We start from the raw sequence: 25,953 nt of genomic DNA on the forward strand, positions 1-25,953 counted from the left end.
AATCCCCTTGAAGCGGAGGAGACACCATGACTGAGAACAGCATCGACGTGGTCGTGATCGGCGGCGGATACGCGGGTGTCATGGCGGCCAACCGCCTGACCCGGCACGACGACGTGACCGTGACGTTGGTCAACCCTCGCCCGGCCTTCGTCCACCGGATCCGCCTGCACCAACTGGTGGCCGGAACCGACGAGGCCGTCGTCGACTACCAGGAGGTCCTGGCCCCGGACGTCCGGCTGGTCGTCGACACCGTGGCCGGGATGGAGACGGCCGAACGCCGCGTGACGCTGGCGTCGGGCGGCACGGTCGGCTACGACTACCTGGTCTACGCGGTGGGCAGCGGCAGCGCCGACCCGGGCGTGCCCGGAGCCGCCGAGTTCGCCCACCCGATCGCCTCCCTGGAGGAGGCCGAGCGGCTGCGGCCGATCCTCGACACCGCGCCCGCGACGGCACCGGTGACCGTCGTCGGAGCCGGCCCCACCGGCATCGAGACCGCCACCGAACTGGCGGAGAAGGGCCACGCCGTGACCCTGGTCTGCGGCGGGGTGCTCGGCCCGTATCTGCATCGCCGGGGCCGGCGCTCGGTCGCCCGGCGGCTGGCCGAACTGGGGGTCGACGTGCTCGACGGCCCCGGCACGAAGGTGACGGAGGTGACGCGGGATGCCGTACGGCTCGACGACGGCCGTGCGGTACCGAGCACGGTGACCGTCTGGACCGCGGGGTTCGGCGTACCGGACCTGGCCGCGCGCAGCGGGTTGCGCACGGACGCCCTGGGCCGCCTGCTCACGGACGAGACGCTGACGAGCCTGGACGACCCGCGCGTCGTCGCGGCCGGGGACTCGGCGGCACCGTCGGGCCTGCCACTGCGGATGAGCTGCCAGGCCGCGATGCCGCTGGGCGCGCGGGCCGCCGACACGGTGCTGGCCCGGATCGCGGGTGAGCGGCCCGCGCCCCTCAACCAGGTGTTCGCCGGCCAGTGCATCAGCCTGGGCCGACGCGCCGGCATCTTCCAGTTCGCCCACCGGAACGACGTGGCGCTCTGGTTCCACATCGACGGCCGCACCGGCGCGAAGCTCAAGGAGTTCGTGTGCGCGGGCATCGTCAAGCATCTGGCCGGCGAGGCCCGCAAGCCCGGTTCGTACGGCCTGCACCGGGTCCCGGGAGGCGCCGGGCGCCGTGAGCTGCTGCGGGCCGAGCGCGGCGGGGCCGCTGCCACCGTTGGGAGGGAAGTCGAGGTATGAGCGAGCACACCACCGACCCGGCGACCGAGACGTTCGTCGCCCACCGCAACCTGCTCTTCACCGTCGCCTACGAGATGCTCGGGTCGGCCGCCGACGCCGAGGACGTCCTCCAGGAGACCTGGCTGCGGTGGGCGGGGGTCGACCTGGCACAGGTACGCGACCAGCGCGCCTACCTGGTCCGGATCACGACCCGGCAGTCACTCAACCGGCTGCGCGCGATGAGCCGCCGCAAGGAGTCGTACGTCGGCCCCTGGCTGCCCGAGCCGCTGCTCACCGCGCCCGACGTGGCCGAGGACGCGCTGCTGGCCGAGAGTGTGTCGATGGCGCTGATGCTCGTCCTCGAAACGCTGTCGCCGACCGAGCGCGCGGTCTTCGTGCTGCGTGAGGTCTTCGACGTCGGCTACGACGAGATCGCGACGGCCGTCGACAAGAGCCCCGCGGCCGTACGTCAAATCGCGCACCGGGCCCGCAAGCACGTCGACGCCCGTCGGCCCCGCCAGGCGGTCTCCGCCGACGAGACACGGGCGGCGCTGGAGTCGTTCCGGCGCGTGGTGGAGACCGGGGATCCGCAGGGCCTCCTCGACGTACTGGCGCCCGACGTCGTCCTGGTGAGCGACGGCGGCGGCATCAAGCGGGCCGCGCCCCGGCCGATCACCGGCGCCGACAAGGTCGTCCGCTTCATGTTCGGCGGCCTGAGCAGGTCCGGCCTCCCGCTGACCGTGTTCCCCACCGTCGTCAACGGCAGTCCGGCCCTCGCGCTGCACCTGGACGGCGAGTTGGACGGCATCCTGGCGATCCGCGTCGAGGACGCTCGGGTCGCAGGCCTGTACTACGTCCGCAACCCGGAGAAGCTGTCCCGGGTGGATTCGGAGACCCGGCTCACCCTGCGGTGAGCGTCGCAGAGGGCGGGGCGGGTTCTTCGGCAGCGGATGCGCGGGGAGGGCACTCAGGTGCGCGGCTCCGGCAGGAGGCGGGGCTCCACCCGCTCCTCCGTCGCCGTATCGCCCTCCCGCCGGACGATGTACGCCCCCTTGCCCGGGAGTTCGGTGACCGCCTCCACCAACCGGGTGCCTCGGTAGACGAGTCCGACACCGTCGTCCGTGCAGTGGGTCTCCGGGAGGGTGCCGTCGGCGACGAGGGTGTGGACCAGCGGCCGTCGGCCCTCGTCGCTGTCGTAGTGGACGCCGTTGCCGTACGGGAGGTGGCCCAGCGCGTCCGTCACCGGCCGGAGCCGGGGGCCGAAGGAGTCGGTCGTGCCGCCCTGGAACCAGCAGATGGAGCCCGCGCTGACGCCGCTGAGGACGACGCCGGACTCCCAGGCACGGCGGAATGTCCCATCGAGGCCGTGGACACGCCAGACGGCCAGCAGGTTGGCGACCGAGCCCCCCATGACCCAGACGACGTCCTGTTCGAGGACGGCCGCCTCGACATCCTCGATGTTGGGCATCGGGAAGAGCGCGAGCGGCGTCAGGTCGAAGCCCGCCACCCGCGCCGCCTCGCTCATGCGGGCGGTCATGTGCTCGGCGTCGCCGATCGCCGTACCGACGTACATGACCTTCGGCCGCCGCCCGTTCACCCCCGACAGCTCCACCGCGTGGTGCACCAGCGAGTGGAAGGTCACCCGGGTGCGGTCACCGAGCCGGTGGCCGCCCGAGGTCGCGACGATGGTGGGCTCGGAGGCGGTCATGACCGGGAGGGTAGCAAGGGCCGCCGCCCTACCCGGCGGTCCGCGTCCCCCGCCACAGCGCCGCGAACGCCTCGTGGAAGCCGGGGAACGTCTTCCGTACGCAGCCGGGGTCGTCGAAGGTGATGCCGGGCGTCCGCAGGCCCGTCACCGCGAAGGACATGACGATGCGGTGGTCGCCGTGGGTCCTGATCTCCGCGCCCCGGGGGGTGCCCGGGCGGATCTCGATCCAGTCCTCGCCCGTCGCCACGTCCACGCCCAGCCGCCGGAGGTTCTCCGCGCAGGCCTCCAGCCGGTCGCACTCCTTCACCCTCGTGTTCGCCACGTCCTCGATCCGCACCGGCCCCGACGCGAAGGGGGCGATCGCGGCGAGCGTCGGCATGGTGTCGGAGATGTCCCGCATGTTGACGGTGACACCGTGGAGTTCGCCGGTGCCCTTCACCGTCGTACGGTCCACGCCGACGTCCACCAGCGCGCCCATCCGCCGCAGGACCTCCACGAAGCCCAGGTCGCCCTGGAGCGCCCCTTCGCCCAGGCCCGGCACGGTGACCTCGCCGCCGGTGAGCGCGGCGGCCGCGAAGAAATAGCTGGAGGTGGAGGCGTCGGGTTCGATCGGGTAGGTGGTGGCGCGGTAGCCGCCCGGCGGGACGACGTAGGTGTCGCCCTCCCGGCCGACCTCCACGCCGAACGCCCTCATCATCGCGATCGTGATCTCCACGTACGGCACCGAGACCAGGTCGGTGACGGTGACGCGCAGGCCGGTGCGGGTGAGCGGGCCGAGCAGGAGCAGGGCGGTCAGGTACTGGGAGGACTGGCCGGCGTCCAGCACCACCTCGCCGCCCTCGACACCGTTCGCGGTGACGGTGAGCGGGTGGTGCCCCTCCGCCTCCTCGTGCCGCACATCCACGCCGAGGTCGCGCAGGGCGCGGGTCAGCGGGGCGAGGGGACGGCGGCGCATCTGGGCGGAGGCGTCGAAGCGGTAGGTGCCGTGGCCGGCCGCGGCGAGGGTCGGCAGGAAGCGGGCGGTGGTGGCGCCGTCCCGGCAGTACACGTCCGCCTCCGCGACCGCGGGGCCCTGCGGGCGGCCGTCGACCTGCCAGGCGTCCGGGGTACGGCCGACGCGGTAGCCGAGGCGTACCAGGCCCTCCGCGAAGCCCTCCGTGTCGTCGGACCTCAAGGGCCGGACGAGGGTGGTGACGCCGTCGGCCGCCGCCGCGAGGAAGAGGGCGCGGGCGGTCAGGGACTTGGAACCGGGGATGTCGACGAGGGCCATGGCGCCATGCTGGACCCCGACCGCGTGGGGGCGCCGGACTGTCCGGCAAATGGACCTCGTGTCCGCGTTCCGGCTCGGGGAGTTGGTGCGTCGGCGGGTGCGGGTGAGTGGGGGCTGGTCGCGCAGTTCCCCGCGCCCCTGAAAAGCAGGGGCTGCGCCCCGTGCTTTTCGGCCCACCACCCCACCGCCCTTCGGCACCACGGCCCCGCCGCCCTTCGGCACCGCAGGCCGTGCGCTTTCAGGCCCGCGGGGCCGTGCGCTTTCAGGCCCGCAAGGCCGTGCGCCTTCAAACCCGCAAGGCCGTGCGCCTTCAAACCCGCAAGGCCGTGCGCTTTCAGGCCCGCAGGGCCGTGGGCTTTCAGGCCCGCAGGGCCGTGGGCTTTCAGGCCCGCAGGGGCCTGATCTTTAGGGGCGCGGGGAACTGCGCGACCAGCCCCCACTCACCCGCACCCGCCGACGCACCGAACCCCCCGAGCTCCCCCGCGCCCCTCCCTCCCCACCCGCACCAACTTCCCGAAACCCGCAGCCTCCGGGAACCCGAACCCGCCCCACCCCGTCCAACCGCCATGCCGCCGGACGAGTCTCCGCAGCGCGGTGTCGGCCTCGCTGCTGGCTGCGAACGCTGACCAACCCTCTCCACCGCCTGCGGCCGGCAGCACGCCGTCACCGGCGCGCCCCCTCCGACAGCGCCGGTGACGGCCCCTCAGGTCACTCAGGTCCAGCAGCACCCCACAGCCTCGCCGCAGGCACCACCGTGCGTTCCCTTGACCGGAAGAAACTTCCCGGATAATCGTGACACCTTGGAAGTTTCCTTCAGCAGCTCCCTCTCTCCCCACCTTCCGGAAGGAGCGACGCACGTGCCCTCCAGACGTACCCTTCTCGCCGCCACGGCCGGCGTCACCACCGCCCTGGCCCTCGGCACCGACGCACACGCCGGCAGCGGCCCCCACGACAAGAGACTTCGCGGCCTCATCTCGCGCATGACCCTTGAGGAGAAGGTCGGCCAGCTCTTCGTGATGCGGGTCTACGGGCACTCCGCGACCGCCCCCGACCAGGCCGACATCGACGCCAACCTCCAGGAGCTCGGCGTCCGGACGGCCGCCGAGCTGCTGGCGAAGTACCGCGTCGGCGGGATCATCTACTTCTCCTGGACGCACAACACCCGCGACCCGCACCAGATCGCCGCCCTGTCGAACGGCATCCAGCGCGCCTCCCTCGGCCTCCCCCGCGGCCTGCCCGTGCTCATCTCCACCGACCAGGAACACGGCATCGTGGCCAGGGTCGGCAGGCCCGCCACGCTGCTGCCGGGCGCGATGGCGCTCGGCGCGGGCGGCTTGGGGGCCGACGCCCGCGAGGCCGGACGTATCGGCGGCGCCGAGCTGCGGGCGATCGGCGTCCGGCAGGACTACGCGCCGGTCGCCGACGTGAACGTCAACCCGGCCAACCCGGTCATCGGCGTCCGGTCCTTCGGCGCCGACCCGAAGGCCGTCTCGGGGCTGGTCGCCGCACAGGTGAAGGGGTATCAGGGGGCCGGGGTCGCGGCCACCGCCAAGCACTTCCCGGGGCACGGGGACACGGCCGTCGACAGCCACTACGGCTTCCCGGTCATCGAACACACCCGGGAGCAGTGGACCGCCCTCGACGCCCCGCCGTTCCGGGCCGCGATCCGCGCCGGCATCGACTCGATCATGACCGCGCACATCATGGTCCCCGCCCTGGACCCGTCCGGTGACCCGGCCACCCTCTCCCGCCCGATCCTCACCGGCATCCTGCGCGGCGAGCTGGGCTACGACGGGGTCGTCGTCACCGACTCGCTCACCATGCAGGGCGTACGGGAGAAGTACGGCGACGACCAGGTGCCGGTGCTGGCCCTGCAGGCCGGCGCCGACCAGCTCCTCAACCCGCCGTCGATCGACGTGGCGTGGAACGCCGTCCTCGCCGCCGTACGCGACGGCCGGCTGACCGAGGCCCGCCTCGACGAGTCGATCCTCCGCATCCTGCGGCTCAAGGCGAAGCTCGGACTGTTCGAACGGCCGTACGTGAGTGAGGCCGGCGTCGACCGGGTGGTGGGGACCCGGCGGCATCTCGACGCCGCCGACCGGATCGCCGAGCGGACCACGACGCTCCTGGTCAACGAGGGCTCACTGCTGCCACTGTCCCGTCGTACGCACCGGAACGTGCTGGTGGTCGGTGCCGACCCGGCGTCCCCGTCGGGCACCACGGGACCGCCGACGGCCGTCCTCGCCGCCGAACTCGCCTCCCTCGGCTTCACCACGACCCGCCTGTCGACCGGTACGGCACCCACCCGGTCCGTCATCGACCAGGCCGTCGCGGCGGCGGCGGGCAAGGACGCGGTGGTCGTGGCGACGTACAACGTGACGGCGGCCGGCACACAGAGGACGCTCGTCACGCGGCTCCTCGCCACCGGGGTCCCGGTGGTGGCGGTCGCGGTCCGGAACCCGTACGACGTGGCCCAGCTGCCCGATGTGAAGGGCTGCCTGGCGTCGTACTCGTGGACGGACGTCGAGGTGCGGGCGGCGGCGCGGGTGCTGGCCGGGCGGGTGGCGCCGCGCGGGAAGCTGCCGGTGCCGGTACAGCGGGCCGACGATCCGGCGCGGGTGCTGTACCCGATCGGGCACGGCCTGACCTACGGACCCTGACCTACACGCCCTGCCGCCCCGGGCCTGACGTACGGACCCTCATGTACGGAACGTGGCGTACGGGTCCTACGTCGCACACCTCGCGCACCACCCCCAAGTGGCGCAAAGCGCACGATATGTCTGACGTGGCCCTCTCCGCGGGGTCACGCTGGGCGGGAGTTCATCGGGGGGTGGCCGTGCGAGGGGTGCGTCGCGTTCGAATGGTGCGTACAGGGGTGCTCGTGGCTGCCGTCGCGCTGGGCGTCGCCGCGCTCTCGGGGTGTCAGGCCTGGTCGGGCGGGGTGGGCGAGGAGTCCGCGGAGTGGACGACCACGACGGCGCCCACCCTGCCGTCCGGGTACGGGACGGTGTTCCTCGGGGTCGACGAGTGCAGTTCGTTCGGGACGACCAGCTTCGCCGAGGTGCCCTGCGCGGGCGAGCGGGCCGCCGCCCGGGTCGTGGCGCGGCACGACGGCCGGGTCGGGCAGGGGCCGCTCTGCCCGCCGACCACGGACTTCGTCCTCCACATCAGCGAGTCCCGGTCCTCCTTCGGCGAGTCCGGCGGGTCCGCCGAGGACGAGGACGGCGACGGGTCCGTACCGCAGGGGTACGCCTGTATGCGCAAGCTCCAGCCGCCGCACCCGGGCGACCCCGGCGGCGGGGGCGGTCCCCGCACCATCGTCGGCGACTGTGTCTACGGCGCCGGGCGGGGCGAGGGCCGCGAGACGGCCTGCGACGGCCAGGGCAGGCACGATCCGGAGTACGAGGTGACGACGGCCGTCGACGCGAAGGCGCGGTGTCCGGCCGCGACCGATCTGTATGTGCGGTTGGGCGGGAACCGGCCGGTGGGGTGCGCGGTGCCGGTGTGAGAGGGGCCGCACGACGGCTGAGCCCCGGTGCCGCCGTACAGGCTCGGCACCGGGGCTCAACTCACGTGCGACGCGGACCGGTTACGGCCGCAGCGCCGGCTCCCGCTCGACATCACGCTTGTCGAGCCTGGAGTCGAACTTCGCCAGCGGCTTCGCCTTGCCCGGGTCCGCCTGGACGGTGGCCGGGGCGACGCCCGCCCACTTCAGGATCCGGGCCGTGGCCAGGTCCTTCTGCGCCTCGACGAGACCGGCGACGTTGGCGCCGTGGTTGGCGCCGGGTGCCGTGAAGACGTACGAGTCGCGGGCCTTCTTGCCCAGGTGGAACGGCTCAGCGCCCCACGGGTCGTTCTGCCCGTAGACGAAGAGCATCTGCTTGGCGTTGTCACGGACCCAGGTGTCGACGTCCCGCATCGCGTGGTCCTGGAACTTCATCTCGATGTCCCGCGGGACGAAGTTCCGGGGCGGCTGGTAGCCGTAGCGGATGTACTTCTTCTCGATGTGCGGGAACTCGATCGTGGGCGCGCCCAGCTGTGTACCGGCCTGGTAGAAGTACGGCGTGTACGGCTCCAGGCCCTGGTCGGCGTAGAAGGAGAAGCCGGAGATCGTGTCGATGGACGTCCAGATCTCGTCGTCCGTCGCGGACTTGGCGTCCTTCGGGATGACGTCGCTGTCGCAGTCCGCGAGCTTGCTGTACTGCCAGAAGCCCCACACGTAGTCGAGGACGACCGCCTCGTACGCCTTGTCGAGGCTGCCGACCGTGTCGAAGGTGTAGCCCTCGGCGGCGGCGACCTCCGCGTACTTCTTCTCCAGCGGCTCACGACGGACGAGCGCCTCGCGCTGCACGGCGTTCAGCCGGTCGCGGCACTCCTTGGTGCCGACGTTCGCGAAGAACCGGTCGTACGCCGAGTCCTCCTTGTTGACGACGTCGTTGGGGGCGACGTACGCGACGACGCCGTCCATGTCGTGCGGGTAGAAGCGCTCGAAGTAGGTGGCGGTCATGCCGCCCTTCGAGCCGCCCGTCGAGATCCACTTCTTGTTGTAGATCTTCCTCAGCGCCCTGAAGATCCGGTGCTGGTCGCTGGCCGCCTGCCAGATGTCCAGCTTGGACCAGTCGGCCGGGTCGGGGCGGGACGGGTTGAAGAAGCGGTACTCCATGGAGACCTGGTTGCCGTCCACGATCTGGGTGGGCTCGCGGCGACCGGGGTTGGTGGAGACGTTGTAGCCGCCGGTGTAGAAGACCGTCGGACGGGCCGTGTCCTTGTGCAGCACCGTGATCCGCTGCTGGAACGTGCCCTTCTTCGGGTTCCTGTGGTCCACCGGCTGGGTGAAGTTGAGGACGAAGAAGCGGTAGCCCGGGTACGCCTTCTCCTCGACCAGGCTCATGCCCCGTACCCCGAGCAGTCGGTCCTTGATGTCAGCGGTGTCCGGCCCCGCGGCGGTGGCCGCCCCCGCCGTGCTCAACGTGCCAATGAGCACCACGAGCGACAGCACCCATCGGAGTGCTTTGCGCATGCGTTTCTCCCCTATGCAGCAGCTGTGCGCCGGAAGCTATCGGAGCCACGGCCGGGGCACCAGGGAAGAATGGGGCCAACTGGACTGCTTTCAGCCGCAGATGGGAGGGATAGGGAAAACCCTGTGTGGCACACCGATCCGCCGAAGCCCCCGAAGGCCCCGGAGGCGGCGGCCCGGTGGGCGTGGCGGGCGTGGTGGTTCAGCGGAGGATCCAGCCCGAGTCGTACGTCTTGCCGCCGGCCCGTGCGTTGATCCACACGGCACGTCGGCCCGCGTGCACGGTCACGGGACCGGCGGGGTGTTTCTCGTTGCGCACCCACTGGCCGCCCCGGGCCCGGATGCGCACGGTCCCCTTGCGGGCCTGCTTCCTGGGCACGAGCACGGCGCACACATACCGGCCGCCCTTGCGGTACACCCGTACGGTCCCGGTGTCGAAGGTCAGCGTCCGCACCTTGCGTCCGCCGCAGGACGCGGCGGCCTCCGCGCTCGCCGGCGGCCCGGCCAGTGTCAGCAGCCCGGCGGTCGTCAGCACGGCCAGTCCGAGCGTCATTCGCCGACGTATCCCACGCCTGCTCACTGCTGCCCCTCCCGCTACACGCCCGTACTGATGTACGGACGCACAACCCCCTCGAACGGTTGCCCGCTCGGAGGGACACGCTACGAAGGTCCCTACGGCTTCAGAACCGGCTCGCCCACGAAGGTCCGCCAGAGTTCCGCGTACCGGCCGTCGCGGGCCAGCAGTTCGTCGTGGGTGCCGTCCTCCGTGACGCGGCCGTGGTCCATGACGACGACGCGGTCGGCGCGGGCGGCCGTGGTGAGGCGGTGGGCCACGACGAGCGTCGTACGGCGGCCGGCGAGGCGGTCGGTGGCCTGGTTGACCTGGGCCTCGGTGGCCAGGTCCAGGGCGGCCGTCGCCTCGTCGAGGAGCAGGATGTCGGGGTTCACCAGTTCGGCGCGGGCCAGGGCGATCAGCTGGCGCTGCCCGGCGGAGAGGTTGCGTCCGCGTTCGGCGACGTCGTGGAGGTAGCCGCCGTCGAGGGTGGCGATCATGTCGTGGGCGCCGACGGCACGGGACGCGGCCTCCACCTCGGCGTCGGTGGCGTCGGGGCGGCCGTAGGCGATGGCGTCCCGGATCGTGCCCTGGAAGAGGTACGCCTCCTGCGGGACGACGCCCAGGCGGTGGCGGTACGAGGTGAGGTCGAGGTCGCGCAGGTCGGTGCCGTCGACCGTGACCCGGCCGCCGGTGGGGTCGTAGAAACGGGCGACGAGTTTGACGAGCGTCGACTTGCCGGCGCCGGTCTCGCCGACGAAGGCGACGGTCTGCCCGGCGGGAATCGACAGCGCCACACCCCTCAGGGCCGCTTCCCCTTCGTGGGCCGCCCCGTACGCGAAGTCCACGTCCTCGAAGGTGATGTCGCCGCGCAGGGAGAGCACCTCCAGGGGTTCGGAGGCCGCCTTCGTCGACGTCGGCTCCTGGAGGAGTTCCTGGATGCGGCCCAGGGAGACCGTGGCCTGCTGGTAGCCGTCGAAGACCTGGGAGAGCTGCTGGACGGGGGCGAAGAAGAGATCGATGTAGAGGAGGTAGGCGACCAGGGCCCCGGTGGTGAGGGTGCCCGCGTCGACCCGGTGGGCGCCGACGACCAGGACGGCCGCCGCGGCCGCCGAGGACAGGAACTGCACGAACGGGAAGTAGAGGGAGATCAGCCACTGGCCGTGGACACGGGCCCGGCGGTAGCTGTCGCTGCCGGCCGCGAACCGCTCGCCTCCCTCGCGCTCGCCCCGGAACGCCTGCACGATCCGCAGCCCGGCCACCGACTCCTGGAGGTCCGCGTTGACCACGGAGACCCGCTCACGGGCCAGCTCGTACGCCTTCACGCTCGCCCGGCGGAAGAAGACCGTGCAGACGATCAGCGGCGGGAGCGTGGCGAAGACGACGAGGGCGAGCTGTACGTCGAGCACGAGCAGCGCGCCCATGATGCCGAAGAAGGTGACGACGGAGACGAAGGCCGTGACGAGGCCGGTCTGCAGGAACGTCGACAGGGCGTCCACGTCGGTCGTCATCCGGGTCATGATCCGGCCCGTCAGCTCCCGCTCGTAGTAGTCGAGCCCGAGGCGCTGCAACTGGGAGAAGATCTTCAGGCGGAGCGAGTAGAGGACGCGTTCGCCGGTTCGGCCGGTCATGCGCATCTCGCCGATCTGGGCCGCCCACTGCGCGACAACCGCGAACAGGCCCAGCAGGGACGCGGCCCAGACCGCGCCGAGGGCCGCCTGCGAGACGCCCTCGTCGATGCCGTGCCGGATCAGCACGGGCAGCAGCAGGCCCATGCCCGCGTCGACGGCGACGAGCGCCAGGCTGATCAGGAGGGGCAGGCCGAAGCCGCGCAGCAGCCGCTTCAGGCCGTACGACTCCTCCGGCGCGACCGCGTGGGCCTCGTCGATGCCGGGGGTGTCGGTCGCCGGGGGCAGCGCCTCGACCTGGGCGAGGAGTTCGGGGGTGGCGGGGGTGCCGTCGAAGGCGGTGTCGCGGGGCTCCCGGTCGCCGGTCCACAGCCGGGGCGTGATGCCGCGCTCGGCGTCGAACTCGGCGTCCAGCTCGTCGCGTATCGAGTCGCGCGCGGGGATGTCGTCGGTCTTGGTCAGGGCGGCCGGGGGGAGGTGGCCGGGTGAGACGCCGCCCAGTTCGTCGGGGTCGGTGAGCAGGCGCCGGTAGAGGGCGGAGCGGCGCTCCAGTTCCTCGTGGGTGCCGATGTCGGCGAGGCGGCCCTCGTCGAGGACGGCGATGCGGTCGGCGAGGTTGAGGGTGGAGCGGCGGTGGGCGATCAGGAGGGTGGTACGGCCCCTCATGACGTGGGTGAGCGCCTCGTGGATCTCGTGCTCCACGCGGGCGTCCACGGCGGACGTCGCGTCGTCGAGGACGAGGAGACGGGGGTCGGTGAGGATCGCGCGGGCGAGGGCGACGCGCTGGCGCTGGCCGCCGGAGAGGGTGAGGCCGTGTTCGCCGACCCTGGTGGCGTAGCCGTCGGGCAGCTCGGCGATGAAACGGTCCGCCTGGGCGGCGCGGGCGGCCGTCTCGATCTGCTCGTCGGTCGCGTCCGGGCGGCCGTACGCGATGTTGGCGCGGACCGTGTCGGAGAAGAGGAAGGAGTCCTCGGGGACCAGGCCGATCGCGGCGCGCAGCGAGTCGAGGGTCAGCTCGCGGACGTCGTGGCCGCCGATGAGGACGGCGCCGCGGGACACGTCGTAGAAGCGCGGGAGGAGGAGGGAGACGGTGGACTTGCCGGAGCCGGAGGAGCCGACGACGGCGAGGGTCTCGCCGGAGCGGATCTCGAAGCTGAGGCCGTCGAGGACCGGGGTGGTTCTGCCGTCGGCGCCGTCATAGCCGAAGGACACGTCGTCGAACTCGACGGTCGCGGGCGCGTCGGCGGGGAGGGCCTTGGTGCCGTCGTGGAGCGTGGGCTCGGTGTCGATCAGCTCCAGGACGCGCTCGGTGCCGGCGCGGGCCTGCTGGCCGACGGTGAGGACCATGGCCAGCATGCGGACGGGGCCGACCAGCTGGGCGAGGTACGTGGAGAACGCGACGAACGTGCCGAGCGTGATGTGCCCGCGCACGGCCAGCCAGCCGCCGAGCGCCAGCATGGCGACCTGTCCGAGGGCGGGGACGGCCTGGAGGGCGGGGGTGTACCGGGAATTGAACCGGATGGTGCGCAGCCGCCCCGCGAAGAGCCGCCGCCCGACCTCCCTCAGCTTCCCGGTCTCCTGCTCCTCCTGCCCGAACCCCTTCACCACGCGTACGCCGCTGACGGCGCCGTCGACCACGCCCGCGACGGCGGCGGCCTGGGCCTGGGCGTACCAGGTGGCGGGGTGCAGCTTGGTGCGGCTGCGCCCGGCGATCCACCACAGGGCGGGGGCGACGGCGATCGCGACCAGGGTGAGCGGCAGGGACAGCCACGCCATGATCACGAGGGAGATCAGGAAAAGCAGGATGTTGCCGATGGTCATCGGCAGCATGAAGAGCAGGCCCTGGATCAGCTGGAGGTCGCTGGTGGCGCGGCCGACGACCTGCCCGGTGGACAGCTCGTCCTGCCGCCGCCCGTCGAGGCCGGTGATCGTCCCGTACATCTCCGTCCGCAGGTCGTGCTGGACGTCGAGGGCGAGGCGGCCGCCGTAGTAGCGGCGGATGTAGGTGGAGACGTACACGAGGAGGGCGGCGCCGATCAGGGCCGCCGCCCAGGGGGCCATGTCCCTGGTCCTGTCCCCGATCACGTCATCGATGATCACCTTGGTGATCAGGGGGACCAGCGCCATCACCGCCATGCCGGCGAGGGACGAGCCGAGGGCGAGGATCACGCCCTTGGGATACCGCCAGGCATATCCGGCCAGTCTGCGCGCCCAACCTCGGTCGCCCCCCTGCTGCGCTGCCACGCCGGTGCCCTCCTGCTGTTCGTCCTGGTCTCCGCACACACCAACGCGACGGGCTGCGGATTTCATCCCGCCGCAACAATCCGGGGCACGATCCGGGGGCGGGGCGGGGCGTGCGGGGTGACCGGGCTATCCGCTCCAGCGCTGCAGGTATTCCTGCCTTCGAGCGTCCAAGATCATTTGGGTGAAGTATCTTCTCGATTCGCCGAAGACCTCCACGAGATCCTGACTGAGGTAGGCGACGGCCTGATCGCCGAAGAGAGCGACGGCGAAGGCCACCTCATCCGGTTCGTACGGCTGGGACCCGGTCCGCTCCGCCGGGTCGAGGTGCGAGAAGCGGGCGCGGGCCTGCCTGACCATCTGCTCACCCCGTTCGGTCAGGGGCGGCAGGCGGAGGCTCTGCGGGTTCGGCTCGTTGGCGTTCACGAACATCAGCAGGGACAGGGCGGCCACCACCATGGCCGCGATGACCGGGCCCTTGCCGAGATAGGGGCCGTTGGGGAACAGGCGACCCACCAGGCAGGTGAACAGGAGACCCAGCACAGCCGCGCTCCTCGCCCATACGGGGCGGGGAGGCCGGAAGGGGATGCGTGGCTCCTCGCCCTCGTGCAGCAGGCCTTCCGAGACCAGACGTCGTACCACGGGATGCACGACGACATCCGCGTGCAGATGGGCCACGTCCCGGTGGGTGTCCCAGATGGCCTTCTCCACCCCTGCCTCGGGAGGCGGCCCGTGCTTCCAGCGCAGCGTCGGCGATCCGGTGTGGCTCACGCTCTTCTCCAGTCGTCCGGTGGCCAGCAGACCGGAGACCACCGCGTGGAAGGCCTGCCACGGTCCGCCGACGAGAACCGCGATCGCGGCGGGTCCCATCGCCACCGCGGCACCCGGGGCGAGGTCGGCGGGCTCCGGCATCGTGGCCGCATGACGGTCCCGGGCCGCGGAGACCGCCTTCCCGTACACCCGGCCGTCGAGCCACCATGCGGCGGCCATGACCCCGATGTAGCCCACCACGCAACCGCTCAGCACCACGACCTGTATCAAGAGCCCCCCTTGCCCGCCGTGCCTTCGGCTTCCCCCGCGGACACGGTCTCCACACCGCGCCCGCGCCTCGTCCGCCGGTTCCTAGCGGGGGCGGGAGCGGGGGCGCGCGGCGGCCTCGGCCCCCTCGACCCAGTGGAGGTACCAGTCCGCGAACCCGACCCTGGCCCGCGGCGGCCCGAGGGGGCGGAACTCGCCGTCCCCCGGGCGGTCGTCCATCCACATACCGCCGCGCTCCGGACCCGACAGGACCAGCCAGGCGCAGTATCCGCAGCCCTCGTGACTGAGCTTCAGCGCACCGGACGTGCACCGGTGGAAGAGCTCGTCACCCGCTGTCATCCAGGCGCTGTACGCGTCGTGGAACGCCTCTTCGCTCGCGAAGCCGGACCCCTGTGGCCTCCTGGCATCGTGCTCGAACAGGACACGCCCTCGTTCTTCCTCTGTCGCGAAGGGAAGCCCCAGGTAGTCATGGCGCAGGGCGATGTCCACGGCGGTCCACCGCCACCCCGCGTCCGTCCGACGCAGCATGCTGAGGCCGTAGCCCGGCCCGGCACCGCCGGCGCCGACTTCGAGCAGGAAGCCCGGTACTCCGCGGGCAGCGAGACACCCCACTGAGCCTCCGCCTCGGCGACCTCCGGCTCCGACAGCGGATCGGCGAACCGGAAGTGATGACCCACCGACCCGAACCCGTCCCAGGCTCCGAAGACCTGCCGCGCCTCGTCCACCCGGGCCAGTGCCTCGACCCGCTCACGGACACCGCTCCAGTTCGTTCTCACAGCCCCCATGAACGGAGAGCGTAGGCCAGGGGAACCGCGCCTCGCGGGGCGTACGGTCACCGTCGTGACGCCTACGCCGGGGCCTCCACCGGTTCCTCGGCGGTGACCTCACGCTCCTCCGCCGGGTTCTCGTCCCGGCTGAACAGGCACACGAACGCGCACGCGGCAGCGATCCCCGCCGCGACGAACCAGTTCCCGCCGGGCACGTCCCACGAGAGGGACAGGTCGAAGAGGATGCCCGCCAGCAGCGAACCGATCATGTTGCCGGCGCTGCGGAAGAAGTGCATGGCGCCCATGGCCTTGGCGAGCCGGTCGGCGGGGACCTTGCGGGCGACCCAGATGTCGAAGGACGGGACGAAGAGGATCTCGCCGAGGACGACGGTGAGGCAGCCGACGACCACCCAGGGCGCGGAGCGGCCCGCGCCGAACGCCGTGAACGCGACGACCATGCCCGCCAGGCCCAGCGCCATCACCGCGCCCGGCCGCAGGTGCTTGATCAGGAACTTGAACAGGGGGTACTGGAGGACCAGGACGGTCAGGCCCGTGATCCAGAAGGGGGCCGAGGGTGCCCACCCGGAGGCGTACTCCTCCATGTGCAGCGGGATGCCGACCATGAAGCCGATGGAGAGGAACCAGAACACGGCGGAGAGAAGGAAGTAGCGGGTGGCGCCGCGGACCTCGATGCCCTTGAAGACCGCCGTGCTGAACAGCGGGGCCCGGTCCACGCCGCTGTCCGGCGTCTTCCCGAAACCGTCCCTCGGGATGAACGCCGACGCCGCCAGGCAGAAGCCGATGAAGATCGCGAAGACGACGGAGAAGAGGGTGCGGAGGTCGACGTCCGCGAGGAGGCCGCCGGCCAGCGCGCCGCCGAAGAGGCCCACCTGGGCGGACATCTGGAACGTGGAGAAGGCCTTCGGGCGCTCGTCGTCGGGGTAGGAGACGAGGATGTTCTTCAGGCCGGGGAAGGCCGTGCCGGAGCCGAGGCCGATGAAGAGGGCCAGCACGCTGTACACGACGACACCACTGCCGAAGCCCATCAGGCCCAGCGCGACCGCCTCCGTCGCGGTGCCCGCGAACACCGCGCCGCGGATGCCGATCCGGGCGGCCACTCCCTCGTAGAAGAAGGTGGCGGCGAGGCGGCCGACGTACGTCATGCACATCACGACGCCGGCCCAGAAGCCGCTGTCGGTGCCGCCGAGGGAGGCGACGAGGACGGGGAACCAGATGAAGTTCCCGATGTGGGCGAGGAAGATGCCGGCGTTCACGCCGATCAGCGCTCGCCTGCGTTCGATGGTCACGCGGCGATTCCCTTCGGGTCGGTCACAGCGTCGGTGGCGCGCAGGGCCGCGATCGCGCGGGCGAGCGCCGGGCGGTCGATGTCCCTGCCCCGGACGACCGTCCTGAGGGGCAGTGCCGACAGCGGGCGGCCGGGGGCGGACGCGTGGAGGAGGTTGTAGGTGGCGGGGGCGCCGACGCTCAGCGGGTGCGCGCCCGTCGGGTCGCCGCTCAGCTCGTCGAAGTAGCGGCGGCCACCGACCGTGGCCTGGTGGCGCAGCGTCCCGTCCAGTGCGGCATCGTCGCCGCGCAGCAGGTCCAGCTCGCCGAGCAGCGAGTAGCCGTGGTAAGCACCGGTGTTGCCGGAGTCGGTGCCGACCAGCAGGTCGCCGCGGGCCAGCGCGGTCAGGGCGTTGCGGCGCATGTCGGCGAGGGCGGCGGTGCGGGTCTCCTGGACGCCGTACTCGATGCCGTACGGCTGCTCGATGCCCTTGACGAAGTCGAGGTTGCGGACGTCCTGGGTCTCGGCGAAGCCCTCGCGGCCGTATTCCGTCAGGAACTCGTCCCCTGTCATGATCATCGGCCGGAGCCCGGCGAGGGTCGACACGAACCGCGCCCCCTCGAACCCCTTCCAGTCGACCGCGTCGAGGGTGCGGTCGCGCACGGTGTGGGCGAAGAGGCGGAAGCCGCACTCGTACGCCCGGCGCGTCTCCTGGAGGGTGTTGCAGTCGATGACCGCCGTGACGCCGCGCTCCGCCGCGATGCGGGCGGTGAAGCGCAGGACGTGCTCCGACAGGCGGGAGAAACGGACCGGGCCGCCCGGCTGTTCCATGCCGTCGGTGAACATCACCTTCAGGAAGGTGCCGCCGCGCTCGGCGTTGGCGCGCAGGGCGTGGTCGAGGTCGGACTCGACGGCGAGCATGTGCACCGGGGCCGGGAACTCGACGCTGTGGCCGGTGCGGCCCGCCGCGTCGGTCGTCGCCGTGACCGCGTAGCCGCAGTGCGTGATCTCCGGGTACGGCCACCAGGAGGCCTCCCGGCCGGCCGCCCAGGCGTCGGCGGCCAGCGGGAAACCGAACATGTCCACGACGTGGGTGACCCCGTGGTAGAGGTACTGGAGGGCCACGATCCGGGGGTCCTCGACCGTGTCGTCCCAGTTGGCGGGGAGGGCGACATGGGCGTGCGTCTCGGTGTAGCCGGGCCACAGCTCGTGCTCCCCGCCCTGCCGGGGGCCGGTCTTCTCGAAGGCCGTGAAGACCCCGTCCCCGGTCGTGACGTCGAAGACCGCCTCGGGGTCGAGGGCCGGGACGGCCACCCCCCACAGCTGCCCACCGCTCCGTGGGGCGGGGGTCATCGGGCCACCTCGACCTTCAGGCGCAGGTCGATGGCGTCCAGGGCCTCCTCGTTGCGCTTGTTGACCTCGTCGCGGTCGGCGCCGGTGAAGATGATGTGACCGATCCAGTCGAAGTTGCTCTTGGAGAGGCGGCCGACCTCGACGCCGGGCTTCTTGTAGGCGAGGGCGCTGTGGAAGCCGGGCAGGTCCCGCAGGCCGTCGAAGCCGATGGACTCGACCGTGCCGGCGACCGGGGAGCCGAACCACTGGCCGCCCGCGATGGTCTCGCCGGGGAAGGGCAGTTCGGGGCGCTCGCCGAGGGCCTGACGGATGACCTCCAGGTAGGCGTCGACGCCGGAGCTGATCTGCATGAGGCTCGGCACGATGCCGCCGATGAGCCGGCCGTTGACCTCGCACAGCACCGGGCCGTCCGGGCCGAGCAGGAACTCGGTGTGGATGAAGCCGAAGTCGACGCCCAGCTCGTTCAGGACCTTCGTCGTCATCGCGAACAGCTCGTACTGGAGCGGGTGTCCGGTGAAGTACGTGGCGCCCATCTCGATGAAGTGCGGGAAGCCGCTGAGCGGGCGGTCGGTCAGCCCGAGGTTGACGACCTCGCCCTTGCCGAGCACGCAGGACTCCACCGAGATCAGCTCGCCGGTGACGAACTCCTCGATCAGGATGTCCGGGATGCGGACGACGCCGCGCCCGTAGTCGACGACCTCCGCCAGCTCGGCGAGGTAGGCGGTCAGGTCGTCCTCGTCCCTGAGGTGCAGGACGTGCAGGCTGGCGGTGCCGTCGGACGGCTTCACCACGCACGGGAAGCCGATCTCGCGGACGGCCGCCTCGACCTTCGTCGGGTCGGAGACGTGCGCGAAGCGCGGCTGGCGGACGCCCCGGCCGTCCAGCGTGAGGCGGGTGAGGTGCTTGTGACGGGCGTTGCGGGCGCCGTCGACGCTCATCCCGGGCAGCCCCAGCGCCTCGGCGACGGCTGCGGTGTGGACCGTGTGGTACTCGCTGTACGTGGTCACCCCGTCCACCGGGCGCTCGGCGTGGACCTCGCGGGCCAGGGCCGTCAGCTCCTCGATGGAGAAGGCCTTCTCGCTCTTGATGACGTGGCAGTTGGGGTGCGCGTAGGCGGCCTCGGTGAGCGGGGAGACGGCGAGGTAGAAGTCGGGGTCGACCGAGACGAGGGTGACGTCGTGGCCGAGATCGAGGACGCCCGCGATGCCGGCCATGCCGTTGGGGTTGCATTCGATCATGAGGATGTGCACGGGGACTCCTTGGGTGTGATGTGGGTGAATTCCGTTGCCGTGACGCTCAGTCGGCGTGGGTCCGGGCGGGCGCCGACGGCGTCCCGGCCTTCTCGATCGCCGCGAGTACGGCGGGCAGGTCCAGGCCCAGCGCGGCCATGACCTCCTCGTGGTCGCCGCCCTGCGAGGGCCAGCTCCGGTCGGCGCTGACCGACGTGACCCGGCAGTCGGGCAGCAGCAGGGCCAGCGCTTCGGCGACCCCGCCCTGGCCCCGGTGCTCCTCGACGACCACGAACCGGGAGTGGTGGCGGGCGAGTTCGGCCGCGGCCTCGGTCAGGTGCTCGTGGTCGAGGTACACGAGGTGCGCGTGGGCGGCGGTGGGCGCGGCCCTCCGGGCGGCGAGGGCGAGCCTGGTGCCCTCCTCGCCGACGGAGACCAGGCACACGCCCTCGTGGCCCGATCCAGCGGTGGGGGCCCCGAACTCCCAGTTGACGAGCGGCAGTTCGTCGCCGAGTACCGGGAGGGAGTCGTAGGTGGCGTTGCGCCCCGTACGGATGTAGTGCGGGCGCCCGGAGCGGACCGCCTCCCGTACGACCGCGCGCATCTCGGCGTCGCCGTACGGGGCCGCGATGGTCACGCCCGGCACGCTGCGCAGGATCGCCAGGTCCTCCAGGCAGTGGTGGGTGGTCCCGAACCAGGCGCCGGAGACACCGGCGTACGGCGCGACGACCGTGACCCCGGCGGCCAGGTAGCCGAGGGTCAGCTTCAGGCTCTCGGCGGCGCGCAGGGCGGCGAACGGGGCGAAGGTGCTGACGAACGGCTTGTGACCGCCGGCCGCGAGGCCCGCCGCCATGTCCACCATGGCCCCCTCGGCGATCCCGAGGTTGAGGAAACGCTCCGGGTGGGCGGCCTGGAAGGGGTGTCCCTTGCCGCCCAGATCCGCCTCCAGGCAGACGATCGTGTCGTCGGAGGCGGCGAGCCGGGTCAGCTCGTCCCGGTAGGCGTCACGACCGGAGAGGGTCACCGGTCGCTGGTCGGTGGGGAGCGCGCTTGCGGTTGCGGTTGCGGTTGCCGGAAGGCTCATCGGATCGCTCGCTTCCACTTGGCGGCGCGCGCCTCGTCGATGGTCACGTAGTGGCTGCCGGCCTTGCCCTCGACGGCTCGGACACCCTTGCCCTTGACCGTGTCGGCGATGACGGCGAGGGGGCGGCGGGCGGTCGAGCGGTCGTCCGCCAGCAGGCCGGTGAGGGCGCGCAGGTCGTGGCCGTCGGCCTCCGTCACGTCGAACCCGAACGCGGTGAAGCGTTCCGCGAGCCGGGGCAGTGGGGAGATGTCGGCGACCATGCCGTCGTTCTGGCCGCCGTTGCGGTCGACGACGAGCACGAAGTTGCCCAGTTGCTGCGCGGCGGCGACCTGGCAGGTCTCCCAGACCAGGCCCTCCTGCAGTTCGCCGTCCCCGGCGACCGCGATGCCGAGCCCGTGCCGCCCCCGCAGCCGCTGGGACAGCGCCCACCCGGCGGCGTACGGGACGCCGTGGCCGAGGCTGCCGGTGGGGAAGCGGACGCCGGGCACCTTGGGGCCGGGATGGCCGGTGTAGGGGTGGCCGGCGAGGCCGTACAGCGGGGCCGGGTTCTCCGGCAGGACCCCGCTGACGTGCAGGGCCGCGTAGAGCCCGGCGGCGGCGTGGCCCTTGCTGAGCACGACCTCGGTGCCGTCGCCGGCGGAGGCGCGGTGCAGCGCGGCGATCAGGATGTCGAGGACGGAGAGGCTGCCGCCGAGGTGGCAGCCGCGTGGGCTCGCCGCCATGTCGACCACCAGCCGACGGGCCTCGACGGCCCGTTCGGTGAGGGTGGCCACCAGGTCGGCCGGGTCACCGTCCCCGACCCGGGGTTCTTCGAGTACGGCCGTGGTCATCGCCGGCTCCCCCCGGGCAGGGCGAACCACCGGTGGACCGCGTCGGCGAGCAGCGTGCGGGCGGTGCGGTACTCCATGGGGTCGATGCGTTCCTCGTCGGTGTGGTCCAGGGAGGAGTCGCCCGGCCCGTACGCCACCATCGGGACGTCGTGCCAGGTCGTGGCCAGTGTGTTCATGTCGGACGTGCCCTTCTTCACCACGAAGCGGGGTCTGATCCCGGCCTGTGCGAAGGCCCGGGTGAAGACCTTGACCAGGGCGCTGGAGCGGCCTCCGGCGTGCCCGGGGGTGGCGCGCAGCACCTCGACCCGTACGTCGTCGCGGACGTGGGCCAGCGCGGCGGCCGTGAGCGCCTCGACGTCCGCCTCGGGCGGCACCCGGAAGTTGAGGATCCCGGTGGCCGTGCTGCGCTTCCGCCCGTTCTCCACCTGGACGTCGATGACCGCGCTGAGCGCGTCCGGCGCCTCGGCGAGCACCGCCGCCCGGATGCGGCCGAGGACGTCGATCAGGTGGTCCGGCGCGGACACGGCGTCCATCCCGGCGGAGTGGCCGCTGGGCACGGACGCGGTCACCCGGAGCTTGAACAGCCCGAAGTAGCCGAGGGTCAGGGTCCCGGAGCCGCTGGGCTCGCCGATGACGACGGCGTCGGCGGGGTACCGGTCACGGACGTGGAAGGCGCCCTTGGAGGACGAGATCTCCTCCTCGACCGCGCCGACCACGCACAGCCGACCGTCCTCGGGGATGTCCGCGTGGGCGAGCACCTCCAGGAAGTTGGCGAGGCTGCCCTTGGCGTCGACGCTGCCCCGCGCCCACAGTTCGCCGTCGCGCCACTCGGCCGGCCAGTGGTGCGGGACCGTGTCGAGGTGGCCGAGGAGCAGGAGCCGCCGGGGCCCGTCGCCGCGCGTGGCGACGAGGTTGCCCGCCTCGTCCACCTGGGCGTCGATGCCGCGCTCCCGGCACCACTCGGCGAGATACGCGGCGAGTTCGGCCTCGTCCCGCGACACCGACGGCACGCACGCGACCCGGGTGAGCAGCCCGAGATCGGCCGCCGGTTCCTTCGTACGCCAGAACCGGGTCCAGCCGGACGGCTCGCTCATCGTGTGCGGGCCGGTGATGGCGACGTCCGCGCCGCTGTCCTTCATGGCGATCTCGGCGGCACGCACCTTCTGCCGCATCCTGCCGCCCGCGTACTTGGCGCCCTCGCCCGGATAGGCGTCGTACAGCGTCGAGCCGGGCACGGCCGGGTCGGTCAGCAGCCCGGCGGTGCCGGTGACCAGCCGCAGATGGTCGGCGCCGAGCGCGCCGGTCAGCACGGCGGCGAGCACGTCCGCGTCCACGTTCAGCGGTGCCCCGCCGGCCGGGTCGGCGACCGGCGGCGACAGACAGACGACGTCGTACGCCTCCAGCAGCGCGGTGAGCCCGTCGACGTCGACCCCTGTCGGCACACCGGCGCGGTGATCCCGTACGACGAGGGTGCGCCCCTCGCCGGACACCGCCTTCAGCGGCCGGTTGGCCCTCCCGGCCACGAGCCCGCCGCGCGCGGCGACGGAGGTGAACACGCTCAGGCCGAGTGCCCGCAGCTCCCGTTCCACGGCGGGCAGGGTCACCCGCTCGTAGGCGTCGACCAGGTGCGTCATCTCCTCCGGCGGGCAGTACCGCACCGAGTCCCCGTTGGCCAGCCGCAGTTGGGGCATCGGCCGTCCGATCGCCCCGTAGTGCCGCTCGATGCCGGTGGCCCCGCCCGCGACGAGCAGCACCCGGGCACCCCGGGCCACCAGATCCGCGAGTTCCTTGTGGATGGTGCCGCGATCGAGGGTGGCGCTGCCGGCCTTGATGACGTACAGGGGGCGGGTGGGCTTGATGACGGGCCGGGTCGGCACGGAGGTGACCCGCGAGTCCGGAGCCGGGGCCGGCGTCGGCGTCACGGCCGGGATCGGGGTCACGGCCGGGATCGGGGTCACGGCCGGGGTCGGGGTCACGGCCGGGGTCGGCCGTTCCATCTGCGTCGTCATGGCGACACCGCCGTGGTCGGCAGGCCGGCCGACTCCTCGAAGCCGCTGATCAGGTTCATCGCCTGGACGGCCTGCCCCGCCGCGCCCTTGATGAGGTTGTCGAGGGCGGCGACGGCGACGACCTGGCCGCCCTGGACCGCGATGGCGACCTCGGCGACGTTCGAGCCGACGACCGCCTTGAGCATCGGGAAGTCCTGCGGGGCCCTGGGCGCCGGGCGGACCCGTACGAAGGGCTTGCCGACGTACGCCTTGGCGTAGGCCCGCTTGACGTCCAACGCGGTGACGCCGTCGCGGAGTTCGGCGTACGCGGTGACCATGATGCCCCGGGCCACGTCCAGGCTGTGGGTGGAGAACCGCAGGTCCACGGCCGCGCCGGTGAAGTCGGCGATGGCCTGCCGGACCTCGGGGGCGTGCCGGTGCCCGTACAGCTTGTGCACCCGGAAGTTGCCGGTGCGCTCGGCGGGGGGCTCGTTGCTGCCCCGGCCGCCACCGGTGGAGCCGGTCTTGGCGTCGACGACGACCCGGTCGGTGGCCAGCGGCTCGGCCCCGGCGAACAGGGGGTACAGGGCGTAGATCGTCGTGACGGCCATGCAGCCGGGCAGGTTCACGAACCGCCCGGTCGGCGTCTCGGTGCTCAGCTCCGGTACGTAGTAGGCGAAGTCCTCCAGCGGCGGGTGCTCGGCGGTCTTCGGGTAGTGGGCCCGCACCTCGTCCTCGGCCCGCAGCCGGAAGTCACCGCCCAGGTTCAGCACCCGCTTGGCCTGCGACGCGATCAGCGGCAGCCGCTCGGGCAGCGCCCCGGTGGGCAGACAGCCGAAGGCCACGTCGACGGGGTCGGTCTCCGCCAGCTCGGCCAGCGGCCGGAACCTCAGCCCGCCCGCCTTCGGATGGTTGCGCAGCCACGGGTGCACGCTGCCGATGGCGGCACCGGCGGCCCGCTCGGCGGACAGGAAGGCGAGTTCGACGTGCGGATGCTCAAGGAGGAGCCGGATGACCTCGCCCCCGGTGTATCCGCTGGCACCGACGACGGCGACGCGGATCCTGTCGTGTGTGAGTCCGGTGTCAGCCAAGGCGGGCCGCCTTCTCGTACGGCCGCACGTACGCGCGGTCCCCGACGAGCTTGCGGATGGCGTCGGGGCGCCGGGCGACCTTGCGGAAGGCGTCGGCGTAACGCAGGATCCGCTCGTACTCGACCGGGGAGCGCAGCTCGCGGCAGAGGACGAGGGTGGAGTCGAGCATGCCGAGCGTGACGGGGAAGTCCTCCGGCCGGTGGTCGCGCACGGCGCCCGGGTTGAGGGTGAACGGATAGCCGTTGCCGAAGCCGTCCCGGTGCTGGAAGGGCAGATGGCACGGGATGGGTGTGTTCTGCCACTCGCGCGCCGGCACACCCTCGGCGACCAGCAGCTCGTGCACGGCCTCCTTGACGGCGTACACGGGCAGGTCGTCCAGGCCGACGGCCTCGGGGTGCAGGGTGACCCGGTACATGTTGTACGCGTGGACGTGCCCGTCCGGCACGTGCGGCGGAGTGAACAGCCCGGTCCCGTGGAGGGCCTCCCCCAGCAGCGCGGCGTTACGGGCCCGGATCTCGTCGTAGTACGGCAGCCGCTTGAGCTGGCTGCTGCCGAAGGCCGCGGCGACCCAGGACATCCCGTAGTCGATGCCGTGCCGGGCGAGGTAGGAGACCGCCCGCTCGTACGACTCCTCCCGGGCGAAGAAGGCGATGCCGCCCTCCCCGCCGAGCGGGAAGTTCTTGTCGGCCATCAGGCTCTGCCCGGCCGCGTCGCCGAGGGATCCGGCGACCCGGTCGCCGATCTTCGCGGAGTGGGCGTGGGAGGCGTCCTCGACGAGGGCGATGCCGTGCCGGTCGGCGAGGGCGCGCAGGGCGGGCACGTCGGCGGGCAGACCATGGACGTGCACGGGCATGAGCGCCCGGGTCCGGTCGGTGATCGCTTCGGCCGCGGCGGCCGGGTCCATGCAGTAGGTGACCGGGTCGACGTCGACGAACACGGGAACGGCGTGGGCCGCGACGACCGCCTGCGCGGTGGCGATGAACGTGAACGCCGGCACGATGACCTCGTCGCCCGGCCGCACCCCGGCACCCACGAGCGCCATGTGCAGGCTGGACGTACCGCTGGCCGTGGGCAGCGCGAACCCGGCGCCCACGTACGCCCGGTAGGCCTCGGCGAAGTCCGCGACGACCTTCTCGGGCGTCTGGCGCTGGGCGAGCATCAGGTTGAACACGTCTTCCTTGGTGATGACGGGGAAGAGCGTGCGGCGCATGGCCTTGGGGATGATCTCGCCGCCGCCCAGGGCGGCGAGTTCGCCGTCGAGGTCCGCCGGATTCGGCAGCGGCAACGGCGAGTTCGGGAAGTCGGTGATCATGACTGGGTCGCTCCGGAGGTCACGGCGGGTCGGTGCTGTGCCGCCTGGGCCTGTGCCGCCTGGGCCTGTGCCGCCTGGGTCGGTGCCGCCTGGGCCTGTGCCGCCTGGGTCAGGGCCATCCGCAGGCAGGCGGCGACCAGCGGGCTGAGCCGGTAGTTGAACTGCACGCCGGGCACGAGGCCGGCGTCCGCCTCCTCCTGCGTCCACATCGTCCGCAGGTCGTAGGCGCCGAAGATCTTCAGCCGCTCGGCGCGGGCCCACAGACGCGGGTCGTCGGTGAGCACGGCGGCGGCCGGGCCGAAGCCGAGGCCGGTCAGGTCCACGACCAGCGCCGGCGCG

General features: G+C 72.2%; 20 protein-coding genes. 4 read left to right on the top strand and 16 right to left on the bottom strand.

Translation table 11 applies throughout. From position 1 onward, the window contains the following. Nucleotides 1–26: 26 nt before the first annotated feature. Together AWZ10_RS34040 and AWZ10_RS34045 are read left to right on the top strand one after the other, a co-directional pair. Nucleotides 27–1,241 carry an NAD(P)/FAD-dependent oxidoreductase gene (locus tag AWZ10_RS34040; protein ID WP_060892932.1) on the top strand — a complete coding sequence of 405 codons (1,215 nt, stop codon included), beginning with the start codon at nt 27–29 and terminating at the stop codon, nt 1,239–1,241. Continuing rightward, complete coding sequence (locus AWZ10_RS34045) at nt 1,238–2,134, top strand: RNA polymerase sigma-70 factor (RefSeq protein WP_046706602.1); 897 nt, start codon at nt 1,238–1,240, stop codon at nt 2,132–2,134. The genes AWZ10_RS34040 and AWZ10_RS34045 overlap by 4 nt, the downstream gene beginning before the upstream one ends. Nucleotides 2,135–2,187: 53 nt before the next feature. On the opposite strand, the gene AWZ10_RS34050 is transcribed toward AWZ10_RS34045, so the two are convergent. Next, on the bottom strand, nt 2,188–2,928 hold the full coding sequence (locus AWZ10_RS34050; protein WP_046706601.1) for a Type 1 glutamine amidotransferase-like domain-containing protein: 741 nt from the start codon (nt 2,926–2,928) through the stop codon (nt 2,188–2,190). A 28-nt stretch (nt 2,929–2,956) separates the two neighbouring features. Next, nucleotides 2,957–4,198: a 3-phosphoshikimate 1-carboxyvinyltransferase gene (gene aroA, locus AWZ10_RS34055; RefSeq protein WP_046706600.1), complete on the bottom strand. Its 1,242-nt coding sequence runs from the start codon at nt 4,196–4,198 to the stop codon at nt 2,957–2,959. 857 nt (nt 4,199–5,055) lie between these two features. Here aroA and AWZ10_RS34060 point away from each other — a divergent pair. Continuing rightward, on the top strand, nt 5,056–6,858 hold the full coding sequence (locus AWZ10_RS34060; protein WP_060892933.1) for a glycoside hydrolase family 3 protein: 1,803 nt from the start codon (nt 5,056–5,058) through the stop codon (nt 6,856–6,858). Nucleotides 6,859–7,058: 200 nt separating this feature from the next. Further along, nucleotides 7,059–7,706 carry a hypothetical protein gene (locus AWZ10_RS34065; protein ID WP_208618600.1) on the top strand — a complete coding sequence of 216 codons (648 nt, stop codon included), beginning with the start codon at nt 7,059–7,061 and terminating at the stop codon, nt 7,704–7,706. An 81-nt stretch (nt 7,707–7,787) separates the two neighbouring features. On the opposite strand, the gene AWZ10_RS34070 is transcribed toward AWZ10_RS34065, so the two are convergent. The 14 genes from AWZ10_RS34070 to AWZ10_RS34135 all read right to left on the bottom strand — a co-directional run. Further along, the gene (locus AWZ10_RS34070; RefSeq protein ID WP_060892934.1) at nt 7,788–9,218 is read right to left on the bottom strand and encodes a S28 family serine protease; all 1,431 of its coding nucleotides are present in this window, start codon (nt 9,216–9,218) and stop codon (nt 7,788–7,790) included. A 199-nt stretch (nt 9,219–9,417) separates the two neighbouring features. Next, nucleotides 9,418–9,768 carry a hypothetical protein gene (locus AWZ10_RS34075; RefSeq protein ID WP_046707392.1) on the bottom strand — a complete coding sequence of 117 codons (351 nt, stop codon included), beginning with the start codon at nt 9,766–9,768 and terminating at the stop codon, nt 9,418–9,420. Nucleotides 9,769–9,887: 119 nt separating this feature from the next. Further along, nucleotides 9,888–13,640 carry an ABC transporter ATP-binding protein gene (locus tag AWZ10_RS34080; RefSeq protein ID WP_107417552.1) on the bottom strand — a complete coding sequence of 1,251 codons (3,753 nt, stop codon included), beginning with the start codon at nt 13,638–13,640 and terminating at the stop codon, nt 9,888–9,890. Between the two features lie 126 nt (nt 13,641–13,766). Continuing rightward, nucleotides 13,767–14,678: a TIGR04222 domain-containing membrane protein gene (locus tag AWZ10_RS34085; protein ID WP_159015158.1), complete on the bottom strand. Its 912-nt coding sequence runs from the start codon at nt 14,676–14,678 to the stop codon at nt 13,767–13,769. A gap of 81 nt (nt 14,679–14,759) precedes the next feature. Then, on the bottom strand, nt 14,760–15,203 hold the full coding sequence (locus AWZ10_RS53100; RefSeq protein WP_205576288.1) for a hypothetical protein: 444 nt from the start codon (nt 15,201–15,203) through the stop codon (nt 14,760–14,762). 319 nt (nt 15,204–15,522) lie between these two features. Further along, nucleotides 15,523–16,749 carry an MFS transporter gene (locus AWZ10_RS34095; protein WP_060892935.1) on the bottom strand — a complete coding sequence of 409 codons (1,227 nt, stop codon included), beginning with the start codon at nt 16,747–16,749 and terminating at the stop codon, nt 15,523–15,525. After that, entirely contained in the window at nt 16,746–18,080 is a 1,335-nt protein-coding gene (locus tag AWZ10_RS34100) for an amidohydrolase family protein (RefSeq protein ID WP_060892936.1), read from the bottom strand. Before AWZ10_RS34100 ends, AWZ10_RS34095 begins: the two co-directional genes overlap by 4 nt. After that, a complete protein-coding gene (locus AWZ10_RS34105; protein WP_060892937.1) occupies nt 18,077–19,330 on the bottom strand; it encodes an ATP-grasp domain-containing protein in 1,254 nt (417 codons plus the stop codon). Before AWZ10_RS34105 ends, AWZ10_RS34100 begins: the two co-directional genes overlap by 4 nt. A 46-nt stretch (nt 19,331–19,376) precedes the next feature. Next, nucleotides 19,377–20,333, bottom strand: coding sequence for a transketolase family protein (locus AWZ10_RS34110; protein ID WP_060892938.1), 957 nt, complete (start codon nt 20,331–20,333; stop codon nt 19,377–19,379). Nucleotides 20,334–20,389: 56 nt separating this feature from the next. Further along, nucleotides 20,390–21,223 carry a thiamine pyrophosphate-dependent enzyme gene (locus AWZ10_RS34115; RefSeq protein ID WP_079104549.1) on the bottom strand — a complete coding sequence of 278 codons (834 nt, stop codon included), beginning with the start codon at nt 21,221–21,223 and terminating at the stop codon, nt 20,390–20,392. Beyond that, nucleotides 21,220–23,232: a M20/M25/M40 family metallo-hydrolase gene (locus tag AWZ10_RS34120; RefSeq protein ID WP_244172636.1), complete on the bottom strand. Its 2,013-nt coding sequence runs from the start codon at nt 23,230–23,232 to the stop codon at nt 21,220–21,222. The genes AWZ10_RS34115 and AWZ10_RS34120 overlap by 4 nt, the downstream gene beginning before the upstream one ends. Further along, a complete protein-coding gene (gene argC, locus AWZ10_RS34125; RefSeq protein ID WP_046710105.1) occupies nt 23,229–24,302 on the bottom strand; it encodes an N-acetyl-gamma-glutamyl-phosphate reductase in 1,074 nt (357 codons plus the stop codon). Before argC ends, AWZ10_RS34120 begins: the two co-directional genes overlap by 4 nt. Further along, nucleotides 24,295–25,614, bottom strand: a complete 1,320-nt coding sequence (locus AWZ10_RS34130; RefSeq protein WP_060892939.1) for a DegT/DnrJ/EryC1/StrS family aminotransferase — start codon at nt 25,612–25,614, stop codon at nt 24,295–24,297. The genes argC and AWZ10_RS34130 overlap by 8 nt, the downstream gene beginning before the upstream one ends. Next, nucleotides 25,611–25,953 (bottom strand): DegT/DnrJ/EryC1/StrS family aminotransferase (locus AWZ10_RS34135; protein ID WP_244172637.1); only part of this gene is annotated, 343 nt, incomplete at its 5' end. The genes AWZ10_RS34130 and AWZ10_RS34135, both read right to left, overlap by 4 nt.

The sequence above is a fragment of the Streptomyces europaeiscabiei genome (assembly GCF_001550375.1).
GTDB classification, from domain to species: domain Bacteria; phylum Actinomycetota; class Actinomycetes; order Streptomycetales; family Streptomycetaceae; genus Streptomyces; species Streptomyces europaeiscabiei.

Excerpts from the sequence above, each read along its gene's own strand:
- AWZ10_RS34040 (WP_060892932.1), top strand. The coding sequence starts at position 27 with ATGACTGAGAACAGCATCGACGTGGTCGTGATCGGCGGCGGATACGCG.
- AWZ10_RS34045 (WP_046706602.1), top strand. The coding sequence starts at position 1,238 with ATGAGCGAGCACACCACCGACCCGGCGACCGAGACGTTCGTCGCCCAC.
- AWZ10_RS34050 (WP_046706601.1), bottom strand. The coding sequence starts at position 2,928 with ATGACCGCCTCCGAGCCCACCATCGTCGCGACCTCGGGCGGCCACCGG.
- aroA (WP_046706600.1), bottom strand. The coding sequence starts at position 4,198 with ATGGCCCTCGTCGACATCCCCGGTTCCAAGTCCCTGACCGCCCGCGCC.
- AWZ10_RS34065 (WP_208618600.1), top strand. The coding sequence starts at position 7,059 with ATGGTGCGTACAGGGGTGCTCGTGGCTGCCGTCGCGCTGGGCGTCGCC.
- AWZ10_RS34070 (WP_060892934.1), bottom strand. The coding sequence starts at position 9,218 with ATGCGCAAAGCACTCCGATGGGTGCTGTCGCTCGTGGTGCTCATTGGC.
- AWZ10_RS34075 (WP_046707392.1), bottom strand. The coding sequence starts at position 9,768 with ATGACGCTCGGACTGGCCGTGCTGACGACCGCCGGGCTGCTGACACTG.
- AWZ10_RS53100 (WP_205576288.1), bottom strand. The coding sequence starts at position 15,203 with ATGCTGCGTCGGACGGACGCGGGGTGGCGGTGGACCGCCGTGGACATC.
- AWZ10_RS34100 (WP_060892936.1), bottom strand. The coding sequence starts at position 18,080 with ATGACCCCCGCCCCACGGAGCGGTGGGCAGCTGTGGGGGGTGGCCGTC.
- AWZ10_RS34115 (WP_079104549.1), bottom strand. The coding sequence starts at position 21,223 with ATGACCACGGCCGTACTCGAAGAACCCCGGGTCGGGGACGGTGACCCG.
- AWZ10_RS34120 (WP_244172636.1), bottom strand. The coding sequence starts at position 23,232 with ATGACGACGCAGATGGAACGGCCGACCCCGGCCGTGACCCCGACCCCG.
- AWZ10_RS34130 (WP_060892939.1), bottom strand. The coding sequence starts at position 25,614 with ATGATCACCGACTTCCCGAACTCGCCGTTGCCGCTGCCGAATCCGGCG.